The organism is Neobacillus sp. D3-1R, from assembly GCF_052180215.1.
In the GTDB taxonomy this organism is placed as follows: Bacteria; Bacillota; Bacilli; order Bacillales; family Cytobacillaceae; genus Pseudoneobacillus.
Map to the genome: position 1 here is coordinate 4,514,764 of NZ_CP197471.1, position 16,368 is coordinate 4,531,131.

18 protein-coding genes are annotated in these 16,368 nt (G+C 36.4%); 17 read left to right on the forward strand and 1 reads right to left on the reverse strand.

What is annotated here, in order from left to right; translation table 11 throughout:
- Positions 1-10: 10 nt before the first annotated feature.
- Positions 11-295, reverse strand: a complete 285-nt coding sequence (locus ACSBPO_RS22705; protein ID WP_442597342.1) for an AbrB/MazE/SpoVT family DNA-binding domain-containing protein — start codon at positions 293-295, stop codon at positions 11-13.
- Positions 296-798: 503 nt separating this feature from the next.
- On the opposite strand from ACSBPO_RS22705, the gene metG reads away from it, so the two are divergent.
- The 17 genes from metG (at position 799) to ACSBPO_RS22790 (ending at position 16,367) form a co-directional block, all read left to right on the forward strand.
- Entirely contained in the window at positions 799-2,763 is a 1,965-nt protein-coding gene (gene metG, locus ACSBPO_RS22710; protein WP_442597344.1) for a methionine--tRNA ligase, read from the forward strand.
- A 186-nt stretch (positions 2,764-2,949) separates the two neighbouring features.
- Positions 2,950-3,717 carry a TatD family hydrolase gene (locus ACSBPO_RS22715; protein WP_442597346.1) on the forward strand — a complete coding sequence of 256 codons (768 nt, stop codon included), beginning with the start codon at positions 2,950-2,952 and terminating at the stop codon, positions 3,715-3,717.
- Positions 3,718-3,954: 237 nt separating this feature from the next.
- Entirely contained in the window at positions 3,955-5,133 is a 1,179-nt protein-coding gene (locus ACSBPO_RS22720) for a ubiquitin-like domain-containing protein (protein ID WP_442597348.1), read from the forward strand.
- A 202-nt stretch (positions 5,134-5,335) separates the two neighbouring features.
- The gene (rnmV, locus tag ACSBPO_RS22725) at positions 5,336-5,896 is read left to right on the forward strand and encodes a ribonuclease M5 (RefSeq protein ID WP_442597350.1); all 561 of its coding nucleotides are present in this window, start codon (positions 5,336-5,338) and stop codon (positions 5,894-5,896) included.
- Positions 5,889-6,767 carry a 16S rRNA (adenine(1518)-N(6)/adenine(1519)-N(6))-dimethyltransferase RsmA gene (gene rsmA / locus ACSBPO_RS22730; protein ID WP_442597352.1) on the forward strand — a complete coding sequence of 293 codons (879 nt, stop codon included), beginning with the start codon at positions 5,889-5,891 and terminating at the stop codon, positions 6,765-6,767. The genes rnmV and rsmA overlap by 8 nt, the downstream gene beginning before the upstream one ends.
- 374 nt (positions 6,768-7,141) lie before the next feature.
- Positions 7,142-8,005, forward strand: coding sequence for a sporulation peptidase YabG (gene yabG, locus ACSBPO_RS22735; RefSeq protein WP_442600434.1), 864 nt, complete (start codon positions 7,142-7,144; stop codon positions 8,003-8,005).
- Between the two features lie 252 nt (positions 8,006-8,257).
- On the forward strand, positions 8,258-8,521 hold the full coding sequence (veg, locus tag ACSBPO_RS22740; RefSeq protein ID WP_442597354.1) for a biofilm formation stimulator Veg: 264 nt from the start codon (positions 8,258-8,260) through the stop codon (positions 8,519-8,521).
- Positions 8,522-8,656: 135 nt separating this feature from the next.
- Positions 8,657-8,836 carry a small, acid-soluble spore protein, alpha/beta type gene (locus tag ACSBPO_RS22745; protein ID WP_442600435.1) on the forward strand — a complete coding sequence of 60 codons (180 nt, stop codon included), beginning with the start codon at positions 8,657-8,659 and terminating at the stop codon, positions 8,834-8,836.
- A 425-nt stretch (positions 8,837-9,261) separates the two neighbouring features.
- Complete coding sequence (gene ispE / locus ACSBPO_RS22750; RefSeq protein WP_442597356.1) at positions 9,262-10,131, forward strand: 4-(cytidine 5'-diphospho)-2-C-methyl-D-erythritol kinase; 870 nt, start codon at positions 9,262-9,264, stop codon at positions 10,129-10,131.
- Between the two features lie 56 nt (positions 10,132-10,187).
- Positions 10,188-11,009, forward strand: coding sequence for a pur operon repressor (gene purR / locus ACSBPO_RS22755; protein WP_442597358.1), 822 nt, complete (start codon positions 10,188-10,190; stop codon positions 11,007-11,009).
- A gap of 15 nt (positions 11,010-11,024) precedes the next feature.
- Positions 11,025-11,399, forward strand: a complete 375-nt coding sequence (gene ridA / locus ACSBPO_RS22760) for a 2-iminobutanoate/2-iminopropanoate deaminase (RefSeq protein WP_442597360.1) — start codon at positions 11,025-11,027, stop codon at positions 11,397-11,399.
- Positions 11,400-11,548: 149 nt separating this feature from the next.
- Positions 11,549-11,839, forward strand: a complete 291-nt coding sequence (gene spoVG / locus ACSBPO_RS22765; protein ID WP_003347151.1) for a septation regulator SpoVG — start codon at positions 11,549-11,551, stop codon at positions 11,837-11,839.
- A gap of 367 nt (positions 11,840-12,206) precedes the next feature.
- The gene (glmU, locus tag ACSBPO_RS22770; protein ID WP_442597362.1) at positions 12,207-13,580 is read left to right on the forward strand and encodes a bifunctional UDP-N-acetylglucosamine diphosphorylase/glucosamine-1-phosphate N-acetyltransferase GlmU; all 1,374 of its coding nucleotides are present in this window, start codon (positions 12,207-12,209) and stop codon (positions 13,578-13,580) included.
- Positions 13,581-13,595: 15 nt separating this feature from the next.
- On the forward strand, positions 13,596-14,552 hold the full coding sequence (locus ACSBPO_RS22775; protein WP_442597364.1) for a ribose-phosphate diphosphokinase: 957 nt from the start codon (positions 13,596-13,598) through the stop codon (positions 14,550-14,552).
- A 158-nt stretch (positions 14,553-14,710) separates the two neighbouring features.
- The gene (locus tag ACSBPO_RS22780; RefSeq protein ID WP_442597366.1) at positions 14,711-15,343 is read left to right on the forward strand and encodes a 50S ribosomal protein L25/general stress protein Ctc; all 633 of its coding nucleotides are present in this window, start codon (positions 14,711-14,713) and stop codon (positions 15,341-15,343) included.
- Between the two features lie 116 nt (positions 15,344-15,459).
- Positions 15,460-16,017: an aminoacyl-tRNA hydrolase gene (gene pth / locus ACSBPO_RS22785; RefSeq protein WP_442597368.1), complete on the forward strand. Its 558-nt coding sequence runs from the start codon at positions 15,460-15,462 to the stop codon at positions 16,015-16,017.
- Between the two features lie 119 nt (positions 16,018-16,136).
- Positions 16,137-16,367 (forward strand): anti-sigma-F factor Fin family protein, encoded by a 231-nt coding sequence (locus ACSBPO_RS22790; protein WP_442597370.1) that lies wholly within the window; start codon positions 16,137-16,139, stop codon positions 16,365-16,367.
- Position 16,368 lies beyond the last annotated feature (1 nt).

The window sequence follows — 16,368 nt, forward strand, 5'->3', positions numbered from 1 at the left end:
TAAAGCTTTATTATTTCGCAACAGAAAATGCATTTTGGATTTCACTTAATAATTGTTCTGCACCTTCACGGCTTAAGATTAATTTCCCGCCTGCAAGTGCAATATTGCTATCAGACACTTCACCAGTTACTTGGCAAGTCATATTTGGCTTGTATTTTTTTAAGATGATACGGTCATCGTCAACATAGATTTCTAATGCATCTTTTTCAGCAATACCAAGTGTACGTCTTAATTCGATAGGAATAACTACACGACCTAGCTCATCAACTTTACGAACAATACCTGTAGATTTCATTTTTTTGTTTCTCCCCTCAAAAATTAAATAGGATATCTATTGTTTGTTTCGTCATTATTCGACAAATTTCTCACTGACTTTATAATACCAGTCATTCCCATAATCGTCAATTGTAATTTTGTGAAAAATATTGGAATAATTTTCTTTCTCGAGAAAATGTGATAGTAGCAACATTTCATGTAATGTTTCTGTCACAAATTTGTAAAATATTAAAATTTAGCTGGAAAAAATATAACCTTCTATAAAAACTTCGTAATGATTATTCGACAAAATACTACATATATTGTCGAGTTGTTTTCGACAATATATGATTCGTACAACCAAATAGATATGTGGGTATAGGAAATTGGTAAGTTAGACCATTGTTGCACATTCTAAGAATTTTAGGTATATTTTGTTGGTATAAGAGGAAAAGATGACGTATACAAATACATTTGTAATGAGCTCTTTCTACATCAGAATAGGGCTTTTCGATAGAGGATTTATTTAAAGGAGGAAGTTCGATGGAGGAAAAATTAAAAACATTTTACATTACCACTCCTATCTATTATCCAAGTGGAAATTTACATATTGGACATGCTTATACAACTGTAGCGGGTGATGCTATGGCAAGATATAAGCGTTTACGTGGTTTTGATGTCATGTACCTAACTGGAACGGATGAACATGGTCAAAAAATTCAAAGAAATGCAGCTGAAAAAGGTGTTTCTCCTCAAGCCTATGTAGATGAAATTGTTTCGGGTATACAAGATCTATGGAAGAAGCTTGATATTTCATATGATGATTTCATTCGTACAACAGAGGACCGTCATAAAAAGGTTGTAGAAAAAATATTTGCAAGATTAATGGAACAAGGGGATATTTATATCGACCATTATGAAGGCTGGTATTGCACACCTTGTGAATCCTACTATACGGATCGGCAATTAGTTGAAGGGAATTGTCCAGACTGTAATCGACCTGTCGAAAAGGTTAAGGAAGAATCGTACTTCTTTAGAATGAGCAATTATGCAGACCGTCTATTACAATTTTACGAAGAAAACCCAACTTTCATTCAACCAGAGTCACGTAAAAATGAAATGATAAATAATTTTATTAAGCCTGGTCTTGAAGATTTAGCTGTATCAAGAACAACCTTTGATTGGGGAATTAAAGTTCCGGGCAATCCAAAGCATGTTATTTATGTTTGGATTGATGCCTTATCAAATTATATTTCAGCATTGGGGTATGGAACAGAAGATGATTCAAAGTATTTAAATTACTGGCCAGCAGATGTGCATTTAGTTGGGAAGGAAATAGTGCGATTCCATACAATTTATTGGCCAATCATGTTAATGGCTCTTGATTTACCATTGCCAAAAAAGGTATTTGCTCATGGTTGGTTACTAATGAAAGAAGGGAAAATGTCGAAATCAAAAGGGAATGTTGTGGACCCTGTTATGTTGATTGACCGTTATGGTTTAGATGCCCTTCGTTATTACTTACTGAGAGAAGTGCCGTTTGGCTCTGATGGTGTTTTTACTCCTGAGGGGTTTGTCGAAAGAATTAATTTTGATTTAGCCAATGATCTTGGAAATTTACTGAATCGTACTGTTGCGATGATTCAAAAATATTTTGATGGTGAAGTCCCAGTTTATAAAGGTTCTGTAACAGAGTTTGATGATTCATTACTTGAGATGAATAAAAGTACGGTCGAAAAGTACGAAGAAGCAATGGAAAACATGGAGTTTTCTGTAGCCTTAACAAACTTGTGGCAATTAATTAGTCGTACGAACAAGTACATTGATGAAACACAGCCTTGGGCATTAGCAAAGGATGAGTCAAATCGTGAAAAGTTGAGCAGTGTTATGGCACATTTAGCTGAATCACTGCGTCGAGCTGCGATACTCCTAAAGCCATTTTTGACACAAACTCCATATCGAATTTTTGCTCAATTAGGCTTAACAGATGAACAATACCAATCATGGGAAAGTTTAAAGGATTTTGGAATTATTCCAGCTGGAATGAAGACAGCGAAGGGTGATCCTATTTTCCCGAGATTAGAACTCCAAGAAGAAGTCGAATATATTAAAAATCAAATGCAAGGTAATAAAGGTAAGAGCGAGCCTGTGGAAGAGAAACCAGTGGAAGAAAAACCAGAGGTAGAAGAAATCTCTATTGATGATTTTATGAAAGTCGATTTAAGAGTGGCGCAAGTCATTCATGCAGAACCTGTAAAAAAGGCTGACAAATTATTAAAATTACAATTAGATTTAGGATATGAAAAGAGACAAGTAGTATCAGGAATTGCTCAATACTATAAGCCTGAAGATTTAATTGGAAGAAAAGTCATTTGTGTAACGAATTTAAAGCCTGTTACATTAAGAGGAGAGCTATCTCAAGGTATGATTTTAGCGGGTTCCAAAGATGGAAGTCTTTCCTTGGCAACAATTGCTGAATCACTACCTATAGGTTCGAAGGTAAAGTAAAAGTAATCAAACGAAGAACCCAGATTGGATTATTACATAGAAATGTTCCACATGAAACATCCACATGTGAGACATTTCTATGTTTTTTTATTAAGTGTACCAAAGCCTTTTTGTTCATAAATAGTCATATTTCAGGTAATATTATGATATAAAAATGGCTTAAAATAAGACTTGAGGAGACATACTATGTTATTTGACACACATGCACATTTAAATGCTGAACAATATAATGAAGATTTAAATGAAGTAATGGAAAGAGCACAAGAGGCGGGGGTTTCAAACATTGTAGTAGTAGGTTTTGATCGACCGACGATTACAAAAGCTATGGAATTAGCGGAAGCCCATGATTTTATTTATGCTTGTGTAGGCTGGCATCCTGTAGACGCCATTGATATGACAGATGAGGATTTAGACTGGATTGAGGAGTTAGCCAAACATCCTAAAGTAGTAGCTATTGGGGAAATGGGTCTTGATTATCATTGGGATAAATCTCCTCATGATATCCAAAAAGAGGTATTCAGAAAACAAATACGTTTAGCTAAAAAGGTGAAACTCCCTATTGTTATCCATAATCGTGAGGCTACTTCTGATATCGTAGACATTTTAAGAGAAGAGAATGCGGCAGAAGTAGGTGGAATTATGCATTGTTTTAGTGGAAGTGTCGAGGTTGCTAAACAATGCTTAGAAATGAACTTTTATATCTCTTTAGGTGGGCCGGTTACATTTAAAAATGCAAAAAAGCCCAAAGAAGTAGCATTAGAAATTCCTTTGAATAAATTATTGATAGAAACAGATTGTCCGTATTTGACACCACACCCTTATCGTGGGCAACGAAATGAACCCAGTTATGTAAAATTAGTGGCAGAACAAATAGCAGAGATAAAAGGAATGACATTAGAAGAAATTGCTCAAGCAACTTCCGACAATGCAAAAAGAATTTTCGGCATAAATTGACAAAGGAATTTGTCGATTTAAAAGGTAGTTTGTCCCAATTTTTTCCGAAAATAAAAAGTTCTACATGTCTCCCTTTTCTCATAGTATAAACGTGTCGATAAGTTTTCCTTCACATACGTTCCACGAATATGCATAATAGGAAATACCTTCTTCCAATGTGTAAGGGTTGACAGACGGCAGTAAAGTTCTATATAATCACTCCGAGAAAAGGAGGCGTTTTTCATCGTAATTCAAAACATGAAAAACCTGTTTTCTAAGTCTTCCAGAAAGAAAAATTGGATTATTATTTCTACTAGTTTTGTAGTTTTTGCAGCAACTCTAGGAATTCTATTCTATGAGGGAACGAAGGAGACCGTTGCACTAACACTTGACGGAAAAGAAAAGACAATAAAAACACACGCAAAAAATGTCCAGGAAATATTCGATGATCTCGGTATTTCACTTCGCTCTGAAGATTATGTGTTCCCCTCGGGTAGCACAAAGGTTTCAGACAATTTAAAAGTTGTATGGAAACCAGCTAAACAGGTTCAAATGGTAGTAGACAACGAGAAGAAAACGATTTGGACAACAGCAGATACTGTTGCAGAGGCTTTAAAAGAGCAAAATATTGCTTTAAACGATTATGATGAAGTTGATCCAAAACCGGAGAAAGCAATCAAGAGCAACATGAACATCTCCATCCATAAAGCGTTTCAATTAACGCTTAACAATGGTGGGAAAAAGGAAAAGGTTTGGACTACTTCGACTACGGTCGCTGACTTTTTAGCTCAACAAGGAATTACACTTAAACCATTAGACCGTGTAGAACCTACTCTAGACACAACCGTCAAAGGGAACGCTGTCGTTAATGTTGTACGTATTGAAAAAGTCACCGATGTAGTGGAAGAACCAATAAGTTTTGCTGTTGTAACCAAAAAAGATGCTAGCTTACTAAAAGGAAAAGAAAAAGTCATTTCAAGTGGCCAAAAGGGCTTAGTCTCTAAAGAATTTGAAGTGATTTTAGAAAATGGTAAGGAAGTATCAAGAAAGTTAATCAGTGAGAAGAAGGTTAAGGAAAAGCAAGATAAAGTAGTTGCCGTTGGAACCAAAGTAATGGCTAGGCAAGTATCCCGTGGTATGGAAACAGGAGTAGAATATTATGTGTCATCCACGGCTTACACGGCTAATTGTAATGGTTGTTCGGGGCATACTGCAACAGGAATTAATCTCCATCAAAATCCTGATATTAAAGTAATTGCCGTAGACCCTAGAGTGATTCCACTTGGAACAAAGGTATATGTAGAAGGTTATGGTTATGCGATTGCTGCCGATACAGGCACGGCAATAAAAGGCAACAAAATTGATGTCTTCTTTGCTTCTAAGGCGGATGCTTACCGTTGGGGAAGAAAGACAGTCAAAATTAAAATCTTAAAGTAGTATTTAAGTGCAGGGGATTTTTTTCCTCTGCATTTTGCATTTTAATAGAAATTCTTTATACTAATGGGGATACTAGCATTTGATCATCATAAATAACGAATGAAATACATTCTACCCATTTAGACGTTTTATATTACATAAATGTTTCAGCCTTTTTAATAAAATAATAAATATTTTTGGCTTTTAGTCTTTCGGAGGTTTTATGAAAATTAAAGAAATCATTGTTGTCGAGGGAAAAGATGATACTGTTGCGATTCAGAGATCGGTAAACGCGGATACAATCGAAACGAACGGGTCAGCTATAAATGCCCAGACGATTAATAAAATAAAATTGGCACAGGAAACACGCGGAGTCATTATTTTCACCGACCCTGATTATCCAGGGGAAAAAATTAGACATACCATTTCTGAACAAGTCCCTGGTTGTAAGCATGCCTTTTTACCAAAGGGAGAAGCTCTTCATAAACGTGGAAAGGGTGTTGGGGTAGAACATGCATCACCAGATTCTATTCGAAAAGCATTACAAGAGGCTCACATGATGCAGGATGTACTGGTTGAGCAGATAACCAAAGATGAATTAATTCAAGCTGGTCTAATTGGTGGTCCCAGATCACAAGCAAGAAGAGAACGCTTAGGTGAACTACTTAAAATAGGTTATACAAATGGAAAGCAGCTTCAAAAACGTCTCTTAATGTTTCAGATTAGTAAACATGATTTTGAGCATGCCTTAATGATTATTCGGCAGGAGGAACAAAATGGATAAAGATATTGCCACCCCTATACGTACAAAAGCCATCCTTGAGAAGTATGGGTTTTCTTTTAAGAAAAGTTTAGGACAAAATTTTTTAATAGATACAAATATACTAAAAAGAATTGTGGACCATGCAGATTTAACCAACCAATCAGGTGCTATTGAAATTGGTCCAGGAATAGGTGCTTTAACGGAGCAATTAGCAAAAAATAGTCAAAAGGTTGTTGCATTTGAAATCGATCAACGCCTATTGCCAATATTAAAGGACACACTGTCTCCCTATCCACACGTAAAGGTTATCCACCAAGATATTTTAAAAGCGGATGTATTGTCTGTCATGAAGGAAGAATTTGTTGGAATTGACGATGTTATGGTTGTTGCAAACTTACCATATTATGTCACAACACCAATCATCATGAAGCTTTTAGAGGATCATTTACCGATTCGGGGGATCGTTTGTATGCTTCAAAAAGAGGTAGCTGACCGAATTTCTGCTTCCCCTGGTACAAAGGATTATGGCTCATTATCCATTGCCATTCAATACTATACAAAGGCAGAAACAGTGATGATCGTACCTAAAACTGTTTTTATGCCGCAACCGAATGTAGATTCAGCGGTTATTCGCTTAACAAAAAGAGAAAAGCCGATTGTTGACGTAAAGGATGAAGCTTTCTTTTTTCAAATTACTAGAGCGAGCTTTGCCCAAAGAAGGAAGACCCTATTAAATAACTTATTAAGTCACCTTCCAAATGGGAAAGAAAAAAAGGAATTAATTCTTTCCGTTTTAGAAACCGTTCAAATCGATCCAACCAGAAGAGGAGAAACACTATCCATTGAAGAATTCGCCAAACTAAGCGATGGACTTTATGAGCATTTTAAATAAGTGGTACTACCCATCAACATAAGTTGGTGGGTTTTTATTTTGAATAGGCTGTGTTAAAAGGTATTGTTTATTTTGAGAATCTGTTGATTGGAGTGGAAGACGCTTGACTCCTGGGGGATTAGCGTTGCAGGCGAGACCCCACAGGAGCGTAAGCGACGAGGAGGCTCGACGAACGCCCCCCGGAAAGCAAGCGGCTGGAGCGGAAATCAACAACTTTGATTAAAAGAGCCTTTAAATAAAATAGACTATGGTTTACTTTGGAAAAACCAACCATGTCACCATCTTGTGGGTTTTTGCATAGTTTATGAAAGGCATAGTATCAATTTAAAGCTATTCTAGGGTTTAACTCGTTTGGAGTGACGACAGTGGAGAAAATGGATATTGTCGGAAGACTTTCTTATAACTGTGATATCATATTTAGAATTATCGATATCAAGGTTGAAAACAACAAAAAAATAGCTGTTTTGTATGGTGAGGATTTTCGATTAATAGCAGATGCGCCGTATGAAGACCTAATAAGGCTAGATCCCCAAGAAATTCAAAAGCGTTCCAAGGAATTTCGTTCCCTTGAGGAGCAGTCACTGGAGTTATTCCGCCAAGATATATCATTAATTAAGGAAAAACAAGAATATGAAGTGACAAGGGGATATAGTAAAGAATTAAACTATTTTCAAATACCCGGAAAAGTACTTCATTTAGATGGAGATCCATCTTATTTGAAAAAGTGCACCGATGTATATGAAAAAATAGGGATTCCCGTATATGGTGTCCATTGTAATGAAAAGGAAATGGCAAATAAGGTCGGACAGCTCATTGATTATTATAGGCCAGATATTTTGGTCATTACGGGACACGATGCTTATTCAAAGGCAAAAGGCACGGTCTCTGACTTAAATGCTTATCGGCACTCACGGGACTTTGTACAGACTGTAAGAGAAGCAAGAAAAAAGGTTCCACATTTAGACCAGCTAGTTATTTTTGCAGGTGCATGTCAATCTCATTTTGAATCTTTGATCCATGCAGGTGCAAATTTTGCAAGTTCACCATCAAGAATCAATATTCATGCACTAGATCCGGTCTATATTGTTGCTAAAATTAGCTTCACTCCCTTCATGGATAGAATAAATGTATGGGATGTTTTACGGAATACCTTAACAGGTGAAAAAGGTCTTGGCGGGATTGAGACAAGAGGCGTACTTCGAACAGGCATGCCTTACAAAACAGAAATCACTGAATAAGCTAAGAAGGAGTTCACAACCGTGTACTCCTTTTATTTTTATGTTTACTTTTCCTAAAAATTCACAATTCATATATTTTTTAAAAGAATACATAATATGTAAATGTCAAGGATACGATAAAATTGTTGAAAAAAGGCAATAAAAGTAGAACAAAAACCGTTGACAATCATTTTATTGGACTGATATAATTTATAGTTTTTATTTGACTAATAGATGTCAACGTGTTATACTTAACACAGTGAGGTGGACCGAATGCCAAAAACATTAGCCGATATTAAAAAGGCTTTGGATTCAAATTTAGGGAAAAAACTGTTGCTTAAGGCGAACGGTGGACGCAGAAAAACAATCGAACGTTATGGTGTTTTAGCTGAAACCTATCCATCTGTATTTGTAATCGAATTAAATCAAGACGAAAATGCCTTTGAACGTGTCTCCTATAGTTATGCAGATGTATTAACAGAAACCGTTCAAATTACCTTCTATGATGAAACAGCAGAAAATTTAGGATTAATCTAATAATAAATAAAAAAACAGTAACCCGGTGTTGCTGTTTTTTTATTTTGTCTATCTTTTTTGAGTCTATACAAAGAAATGAAGAAGCGTCTTCTGTTACATACTAAGGAGGCCAAGGTGGCGGAAGGGGTGTTTGGTTTGAGCAGAAGAAGAGGAATGATGTCTGATCATTTTAAAGAGGAGCTTGCTAAAGACTTAGGTTTTTACGATGTTGTCCAGAAAGAAGGATGGGGCGGCATTCGTGCTCGCGATGCCGGGAATATGGTTAAACGGGCAATTGAATTAGCTCAACAACAGCTTCTGAATTCACGACGTTAAATCTCTTTTGGTTAGCTGTTTTCAAACGAATACTATTTAACTAAAATTAGTCCACCATGGTAAGGATCAAGGTTAACACCTTGGTTCTTTTTTAATAGCTGTTTTCGTATAGATTGTGGTTTTCGTAAAAATCCTTAAAGCCGGATTTTTACAGGCACTCTTAATAAGTGCTCAGCTCTTTTCTTTATTTTCATATGAGTTAAACACCCTATATAGGGAACTGCCTATTTATTAGTTAGAAAAAGCAACAAAGTTTCAGAAAAGAGCCTTTTTTAATAGAGAAATTTATGTTATCAAGCAGTTATTTAAGCTTTTTACTTGGAAAATAGATTAAATTTCTAAGAAGTGAAGAATGAACGTCTTAGTTTGTGCATTTTGTGGTAAAATAGGACAAAATGTGCAGACGGATTAAAGAGGTGGAAGTAGTGAAGCTTTTAGTAAAAGCTCCGGCAAAAATTAACCTATCATTAGACGTTTTAAATAAGAGGCCGGACGGATATCATGAAGTAGAAATGATTATGACAACAATCGACTTAGCTGACCGAATTGAGTTGTCATTATTAGAGAAGGATCAAATTGTTATTCATTCCCATAACCGATTTGTCCCTGATGATCAACGAAATCTTGCTTATCAAGCGGCTCTTCTTTTGAAGGAAAGATTCAAAGTAAAAAAAGGGGTAGCTATAACCATTGATAAGGCGATTCCTGTAGCGGCTGGTCTAGCTGGTGGAAGCAGCGACGCAGCAGCCACATTACGGGGACTAAACCAATTATGGGATTTAGGTCTAACATTAGATGAATTAGCCGCTATTGGGGCAGAGATTGGCTCAGACGTTTCCTTTTGTGTATATGGAGGAACGGCCTTAGCAAAAGGCAGAGGAGAGGAAATTACGGAACTGCCAGCCCCGCCAACATGTTGGGTTATTTTAGCGAAGCCATTTATTGGGGTTTCAACAGCGGATGTCTACCGTAAGCTTGATTTAAATCAAATACATCATCCAAACACAAAAGAAATGATAAATGGAATTTATCAAGGTGATTATCATCATGTATGTGAGAATGTAGGGAATGTATTAGAAAGTGTTACATTAAACATTCATCCTGAGGTTGCCTTAATCAAGGACCAAATGAAACGATTTGGAGCTGACGCTGTTTTGATGAGTGGCAGCGGACCTACTGTTTTTGGACTGGTGAAACACGATTCACGGATGCATCGAATCTACAATGGATTAAGAGGATTTTGTGACCAAGTCTTTGCTGTCAGAATGTTGGGGGAACGACACACCCTTGATTAAATACGTACAATAGTGTTATATTTACCTCAAAACATTCGTGTTTAAGGAGGGGCTTCATGAAGTTTCGTCGAAGTGAGAGACTCATTGATATGACCAACTATCTTTTAGATCATCCAAGACAATTAGTTTCACTTACTTTTTTTGCAGAAAGATATAGTTCCGCCAAGTCCTCTATTAGTGAAGACCTAGCCATCATTAAGGAAACGTTTGAGGAAAGAGGAATTGGAACACTGCAAACCATTGCGGGAGCTGCAGGTGGAGTGAAATATTCGGTAAAAATTAGTGAAAAGGCAGCTATGCCTTTTGTAACAGAGCTTTGTCAAATGATTGCCAGTCCGGACCGATTATTACCTGGTGGTTATTTATATATGACAGATATTTTAGGTAATCCGTCTATTGTACAAAAGGCGGGGAAAATCATTGCTTCTGCCTATGCTAATACAGATATTGATGTTGTTATGACTGTAGCCACAAAAGGTATTCCTTTAGCTTATGCCGTTGCTACACAGTTAAATGTGCCTGTTGTGATTGTTCGTAGAGACACGAAAGTAACAGAAGGCTCAACAGTTAGTATTAATTATGTGTCAGGTTCAACGAAAAGAATACAAACAATGGTTCTTTCTAAAAGAAGCTTATCTGAAGGCTCAAAGGTATTAATTGTCGATGACTTTATGAAAGCAGGCGGCACCATAAACGGTATGATTAGCATGTTGGAAGAATTCAAGGCTAAGGTTGCTGGTATTGCTGTATTAGTAGAGTCGGAAGAAAAAATAGAAGAAAGATTAATAAATGATTATCTATCTCTAGTACAATTAGAGAATGTCGATGAGAAGGAAAAAACGATCAATGTGAAAGTTGGTAATTTTTTTAAGGCATAGTAGAGGGGGATAAAGATGAAAGTTGTGCAAACGAATCAAGCTCCAGCTGCAATTGGACCATACTCACAAGGGATTATTGTAAACAATATGTTTTACAGCTCTGGTCAAATACCATTAACGTCTGAAGGGGAAATGGTTACTGGAGACATTAAAGAACAAACACACCAAGTTTTTAAAAATCTTCAGGCTGTATTAGCAAGTGCAGGTGCATCGTTAGAAACCGTGATTAAAACGACTGTTTTTATTAAAAACATGGACCAGTTTGCGGATCTAAATGAAGTCTACGGACAATATTTTCATACTAATAAACCAGCCAGATCTACTGTAGAGGTTGCTAGACTACCAAAAGATGCCTTAGTAGAAATAGAAGTAATAGCTCTTGTAAAATAAAAAAAGACACTGTTTTTTAGCGTCTAGTACAAAAAGTTCACTTTTTTACCCTATTTTTCAAAAAAATTTTACAATTCAAGCAGGAAACTTGTAAATTTTGTAGAATTATTTAACTAGATTTTAACTTCGATGAAAAGGGTGTGAACAAAATGGAAGTAACTGACGTTAGATTACGCCGTGTAAACACAGATGGTCGTATGAGAGCAATTGCATCAATTACATTAGACAATGAGTTTGTTGTCCATGATATTCGTGTTATTGATGGAAATAATGGATTATTTGTTGCGATGCCAAGCAAAAGAACTCCAGATGGCGAGTTCCGCGATATAGCTCATCCTATCAATTCTGGTACACGCGGAAAAATCCAGGAAGCTGTATTGGCAGAATACCACCGATTAGGTGAACTAGAAGTGGAATTTGAAGAAGCCGGTGCTTCCTAAGATTTATACAACAAGGGCCTACTTCATAAGTAAGGCTCTTTTTACTTGGCTCTTTTCTAAATTTTTGTGGCTTTTAATTTACTAAAAAGGGATTTCTAAGTGAAGAATGATAAAACTCATGTATAAATCCAGAAAAGAGCTGCTCACTTTTAAAGGAAAGATGTAAAAATCCGGCTTCTGGGATTTTTACCAAAACCCTGACTTATATGAAAACAGCCTTTTTACTTTTACCCCCTATTTTTGACTTCAAACCTCATTTTCCAAACAATTCCTATTCAAAATAGTATATCTATTTCTGCGTCCTTGAAATAAACCTAATTTTGAGATATATTTTTATATGGATAAAAAGGTGAATTGGAGGACGATTATGTCTAATCGATATGCCATTATTTTAGCTGCAGGTCAGGGAACAAGAATGAAATCAAAATTATATAAAGTTCTTCATCCTGTTTGCGGTAAACCAATGGTCCAACACGTAGTAGATCAAATTTCTCATCTTAAAATAGAACAAATTGTTACGATTATTGGGCATGGAGCTGAAAAGGTGAAAGCGCAATTAGGGACAACGAGTTCTTACGCTTTACAAGAGGAACAACTAGGGACAGCACATGCTGTTATTCAAGCTAAGGATGCTTTAGAGGATAAAGAAGGCGTGACAATCGTCGTTTGCGGCGATACTCCCCTTATTAAAGCAGAAACAATGGAAAATCTATTTCAACATCATTTGTCAAATAAGGCGAAAGCTTCTGTTCTAACGGCAAAAGCCGAGGATCCTACTGGTTACGGGAGAATCATCCGCAATGAAGCTGGGCATGTTGAAAAAATAGTAGAACATAAAGATGCTTCTGAGGACGAACGTAAAATTGCAGAAATAAATACAGGAACCTATTGCTTTGATAACCAGGCTTTATTTAATGCCTTAAAAAGTGTATCGAACGATAATGTTCAAGGCGAATATTATTTGCCTGATGTCATTGAAATATTAAAAAAACAGGGAGAAATTGTTACTGCCTATCAAACAAGTGACTTCCATGAAACGTTAGGTGTAAATGACCGCGTTGCATTAGCAGAAGCTGAAAAGATTATGCGTAGCCGAATTAATGAAGCTCAGATGCGTAATGGGGTAACGATTATCGACCCGCAAAATACCTATATTGATGCTGGTGTAGAGATTGGCAGAGATACGGTTATCTACCCTGGCACAACGATAAAAGGTCAAACTGTTATCGGTGAAGATTGTGTGATCGGTCCAAATTCTGAAATCGATACATGTCAAATTGGGAATGATACAATAATTAAACAATCTGTCGCTCATAACAGTTCCATTGGATCACATGTAAATATCGGTCCATTTGCGCATATACGTCCTGATTCCTCTATTTCTGATGATGTGAAAATTGGAAACTTCGTAGAAATTAAGAAGGCACAGTTCGGTAAGGGCAGTAAGGCATCCCATTTAAGCTATATTGGAGATGCAGAAGTAGGGTCTAATGTAAATTTAGGTTGTGGATCCATCACAGTGAATTATGATGGTAAAAATAAATATTTAACGAAAATTGGCGATTCAGTTTTTGTAGGTTGTAATTCAAACCTTGTTGCTCCTGTAACTATAGGGGATGGTGCATACATTGCAGCAGGTTCCACTATTACGGATGATGTACCAGGAGATGCCCTTTCGATTGCGAGAGCACGACAAGTAAATAAAGAAAACTATGTACAAAAGTTAAACCTAAAGAAATAAACTTGGAGGTTCATGATGGCAAACCAGTACTTAGATCCTAAGATGAAATTATTTAGTATGAATTCCAACCGTGCTCTTGCGGAAGAGATTGCAAAGGTAATTGGTGTAGAGCTAGGTAAAAACTCCGTAACCCGTTTCAGTGACGGAGAAATTCAAATTAATATTGAAGAAAGTATTCGCGGTTGTGATGTTTTCGTCATCCAATCTACTAGTGGACCTGTAAATGAACATTTGATGGAATTGTTAATTATGATTGATGCTTTAAAAAGAGCATCTGCTAAAACCATTAATATCGTTATGCCTTATTATGGGTATGCTCGTCAAGATCGTAAGGCACGTGCACGTGAACCAATCACCGCAAAATTAGTGGCGAATCTTCTTGAGACAGCTGGAGCAACTAGAGTGATTACTCTGGATTTACATGCACCGCAAATCCAAGGATTCTTTGATATTCCAATTGATCATTTAATGGGTGTTCCAATTCTATCTGAGTACTTTAAGACAAAGGATTTTGATAAAGATATTGTCATCGTATCCCCAGATCATGGTGGAGTTACTCGTGCACGTAAACTAGCAGAGCGTTTAAAAGCGCCAATTGCCATCATTGATAAACGCCGTCCAAGACCAAATGTTGCGGAAGTTATGAATATCGTTGGTAATATTGATGGTAAAGTAGCCATTCTTATTGATGATATCATTGATACAGCAGGTACTATTACACTTGCTGCTAATGCATTAGTAGAAAATGGAGCAGCTGAAGTGTATGCTTGCTGTACTCACCCAGTACTATCAGGCCCAGCCATCAGCAGAATCGAGAATTCTAACATTAAAGAATTAGTCGTGACGAATACAATCGCATTACCTGAAGAAAAGAAGATTGATAAAATTCATGAACTTTCTGTTGCACCATTAATCGGTGAAGCAATCATCCGCGTCCATGAAGAACTATCTGTAAGTACATTATTTGATTAATTTATATACACAGTAGGCTTGCTTTTATAGCAAGCCTTTGTGTGCTTTTAGAAAAATACATTTCTTAAATAAAAAGTTTTGTGTTTAGACCTTCCTGTTTTGGGGCATTTTTTTATATAGACGCACAAAATGACCAAGTTGAGGAAGGGGCAATAGAGATGACAAGTGTACTACAAGCAACAGAGCGAACTGAATTTAGAAACTCAGCACTTAGAAAAATAAGACAAGAGGGAAATATTCCTGCGATTGTTTATGGCTCTAAGGTTGATAGCAAACCCGTTTATGTAAATGGACTTGAATTGATTAAAACGATTAAAACAGTAGGGCGTAATGGAGTTATTTCTTTAGATATTGGTGGTAATAAACAAGATGTTATCTTGTCAGAATATCAAGAAAATCATATTAAAAAAGAGATTGTTCATGCTGACTTCCTAGCTGTTGACAAGTCTTCTAAACTAACGGTGGAAGTTCGTGTTGTGTTAACAGGTGAGGCTGCTGGAGTAAAGGATGGCGGGGTATTACAACAACCATTCCATGAATTATCCGTAACAGCTACTCCTGATAATATTCCGCAAACGATTGAAGTAGACGTATCGAACTTACAAGTTGGTGAAACCGTTACAGTAGCAGATATTCTATATCAAGGTAAATTTGAAATTAATCATGAACCAGAACTCACGATTGCTTCCATTCTTCCTCCTAAACAAGAAGAAGAAATTAATGCTGGTGAAGAACAAGAACCAGGTCATCCAGAAAATGAAGAAGGAAGAGAGACCGAGATTATCGAATAAATAATACTAATAACAAAAAAGCCTTATCCAACCATATTGGTAAGGCTTTTAAATTGTTTTTAAATGGTAACTATAAAAATCAGTTTCTGTATATAAATAGTTGGGGGAAAGGTAGAATGAAATTAATTATTGGACTTGGAAACCCTGGTAAGCAGTATGAGAAAACAAGACATAATGTTGGTTTTGATGTCATTGAGGAACTTTCAAACCAATTCAATATCCCATTGGACCAATTAAAGTTTAAAGGTCAATTCGGTATGGGATTTGTCGGAACAGAAAAGGTTCTTCTACTAAAGCCATTAACGTATATGAACTTATCAGGTGAATCGATTAGAGCCGTCATGGACTTTTATGATATCGACACAGAAGAAATCGTTGTCATTTATGATGATTTAGATATTCCTGTTGGTAAACTGCGTCTACGTCAAAAAGGCAGTGCCGGTGGACATAATGGAATTAAGTCAACCATTGCCCATATCGGTACACAAGAATTTAATCGGATACGAATTGGCGTTGATCGTCCTCAGAATGGAATGAGTGTTTCTAATTATGTTCTAGGAAGATTTACTGCCGATGAACAACCTATTATTGATGAAGTGGTAAAAAGAAGTGCTGAGGCATGTCAAAGCTGGTTAACAAAGCCGTTTCTTCAAGTCATGAATGAGTTTAATTAAACATAGAAAAAGAGCTCTACTATTTTTACAGAGATATACATACAATGGTTAAAAATGAATAAGTTCCTCCTTTTCCGTTCATAATAGCAGTATTGGATGTATGAACAGGAGGGACAAAATTGGCGATTCATTATCATTGTCGTCATTGTGGTCAGAAGCTAGGTTCACTCAATGATATTTCAATTCACACCGAACAGCTTGGCTTACACAAATTAAATCCTGAGGAACGGAATAATATGGTTGAATATCATTCATCAGGTGATATTTATGTACAATCTATATGTGAGGATTGCCAAGAATCATTAGAACGAAATCCTGACTTCCATCAATACGATTACTTGATTCATTAAC

Excerpts from the sequence above, each read along its gene's own strand:
- ACSBPO_RS22705 (WP_442597342.1), bottom strand. The coding sequence starts at position 295 with ATGAAATCTACAGGTATTGTTCGTAAAGTTGATGAGCTAGGTCGTGTA.
- metG (WP_442597344.1), top strand. The coding sequence starts at position 799 with ATGGAGGAAAAATTAAAAACATTTTACATTACCACTCCTATCTATTAT.
- ACSBPO_RS22715 (WP_442597346.1), top strand. The coding sequence starts at position 2,950 with ATGTTATTTGACACACATGCACATTTAAATGCTGAACAATATAATGAA.
- ACSBPO_RS22720 (WP_442597348.1), top strand. The coding sequence starts at position 3,955 with ATGAAAAACCTGTTTTCTAAGTCTTCCAGAAAGAAAAATTGGATTATT.
- rnmV (WP_442597350.1), top strand. The coding sequence starts at position 5,336 with ATGAAAATTAAAGAAATCATTGTTGTCGAGGGAAAAGATGATACTGTT.
- rsmA (WP_442597352.1), top strand. The coding sequence starts at position 5,889 with ATGGATAAAGATATTGCCACCCCTATACGTACAAAAGCCATCCTTGAG.
- yabG (WP_442600434.1), top strand. The coding sequence starts at position 7,142 with ATGGATATTGTCGGAAGACTTTCTTATAACTGTGATATCATATTTAGA.
- veg (WP_442597354.1), top strand. The coding sequence starts at position 8,258 with ATGCCAAAAACATTAGCCGATATTAAAAAGGCTTTGGATTCAAATTTA.
- purR (WP_442597358.1), top strand. The coding sequence starts at position 10,188 with ATGAAGTTTCGTCGAAGTGAGAGACTCATTGATATGACCAACTATCTT.
- ridA (WP_442597360.1), top strand. The coding sequence starts at position 11,025 with ATGAAAGTTGTGCAAACGAATCAAGCTCCAGCTGCAATTGGACCATAC.
- spoVG (WP_003347151.1), top strand. The coding sequence starts at position 11,549 with ATGGAAGTAACTGACGTTAGATTACGCCGTGTAAACACAGATGGTCGT.
- glmU (WP_442597362.1), top strand. The coding sequence starts at position 12,207 with ATGTCTAATCGATATGCCATTATTTTAGCTGCAGGTCAGGGAACAAGA.
- ACSBPO_RS22775 (WP_442597364.1), top strand. The coding sequence starts at position 13,596 with ATGGCAAACCAGTACTTAGATCCTAAGATGAAATTATTTAGTATGAAT.
- ACSBPO_RS22780 (WP_442597366.1), top strand. The coding sequence starts at position 14,711 with ATGACAAGTGTACTACAAGCAACAGAGCGAACTGAATTTAGAAACTCA.
- pth (WP_442597368.1), top strand. The coding sequence starts at position 15,460 with ATGAAATTAATTATTGGACTTGGAAACCCTGGTAAGCAGTATGAGAAA.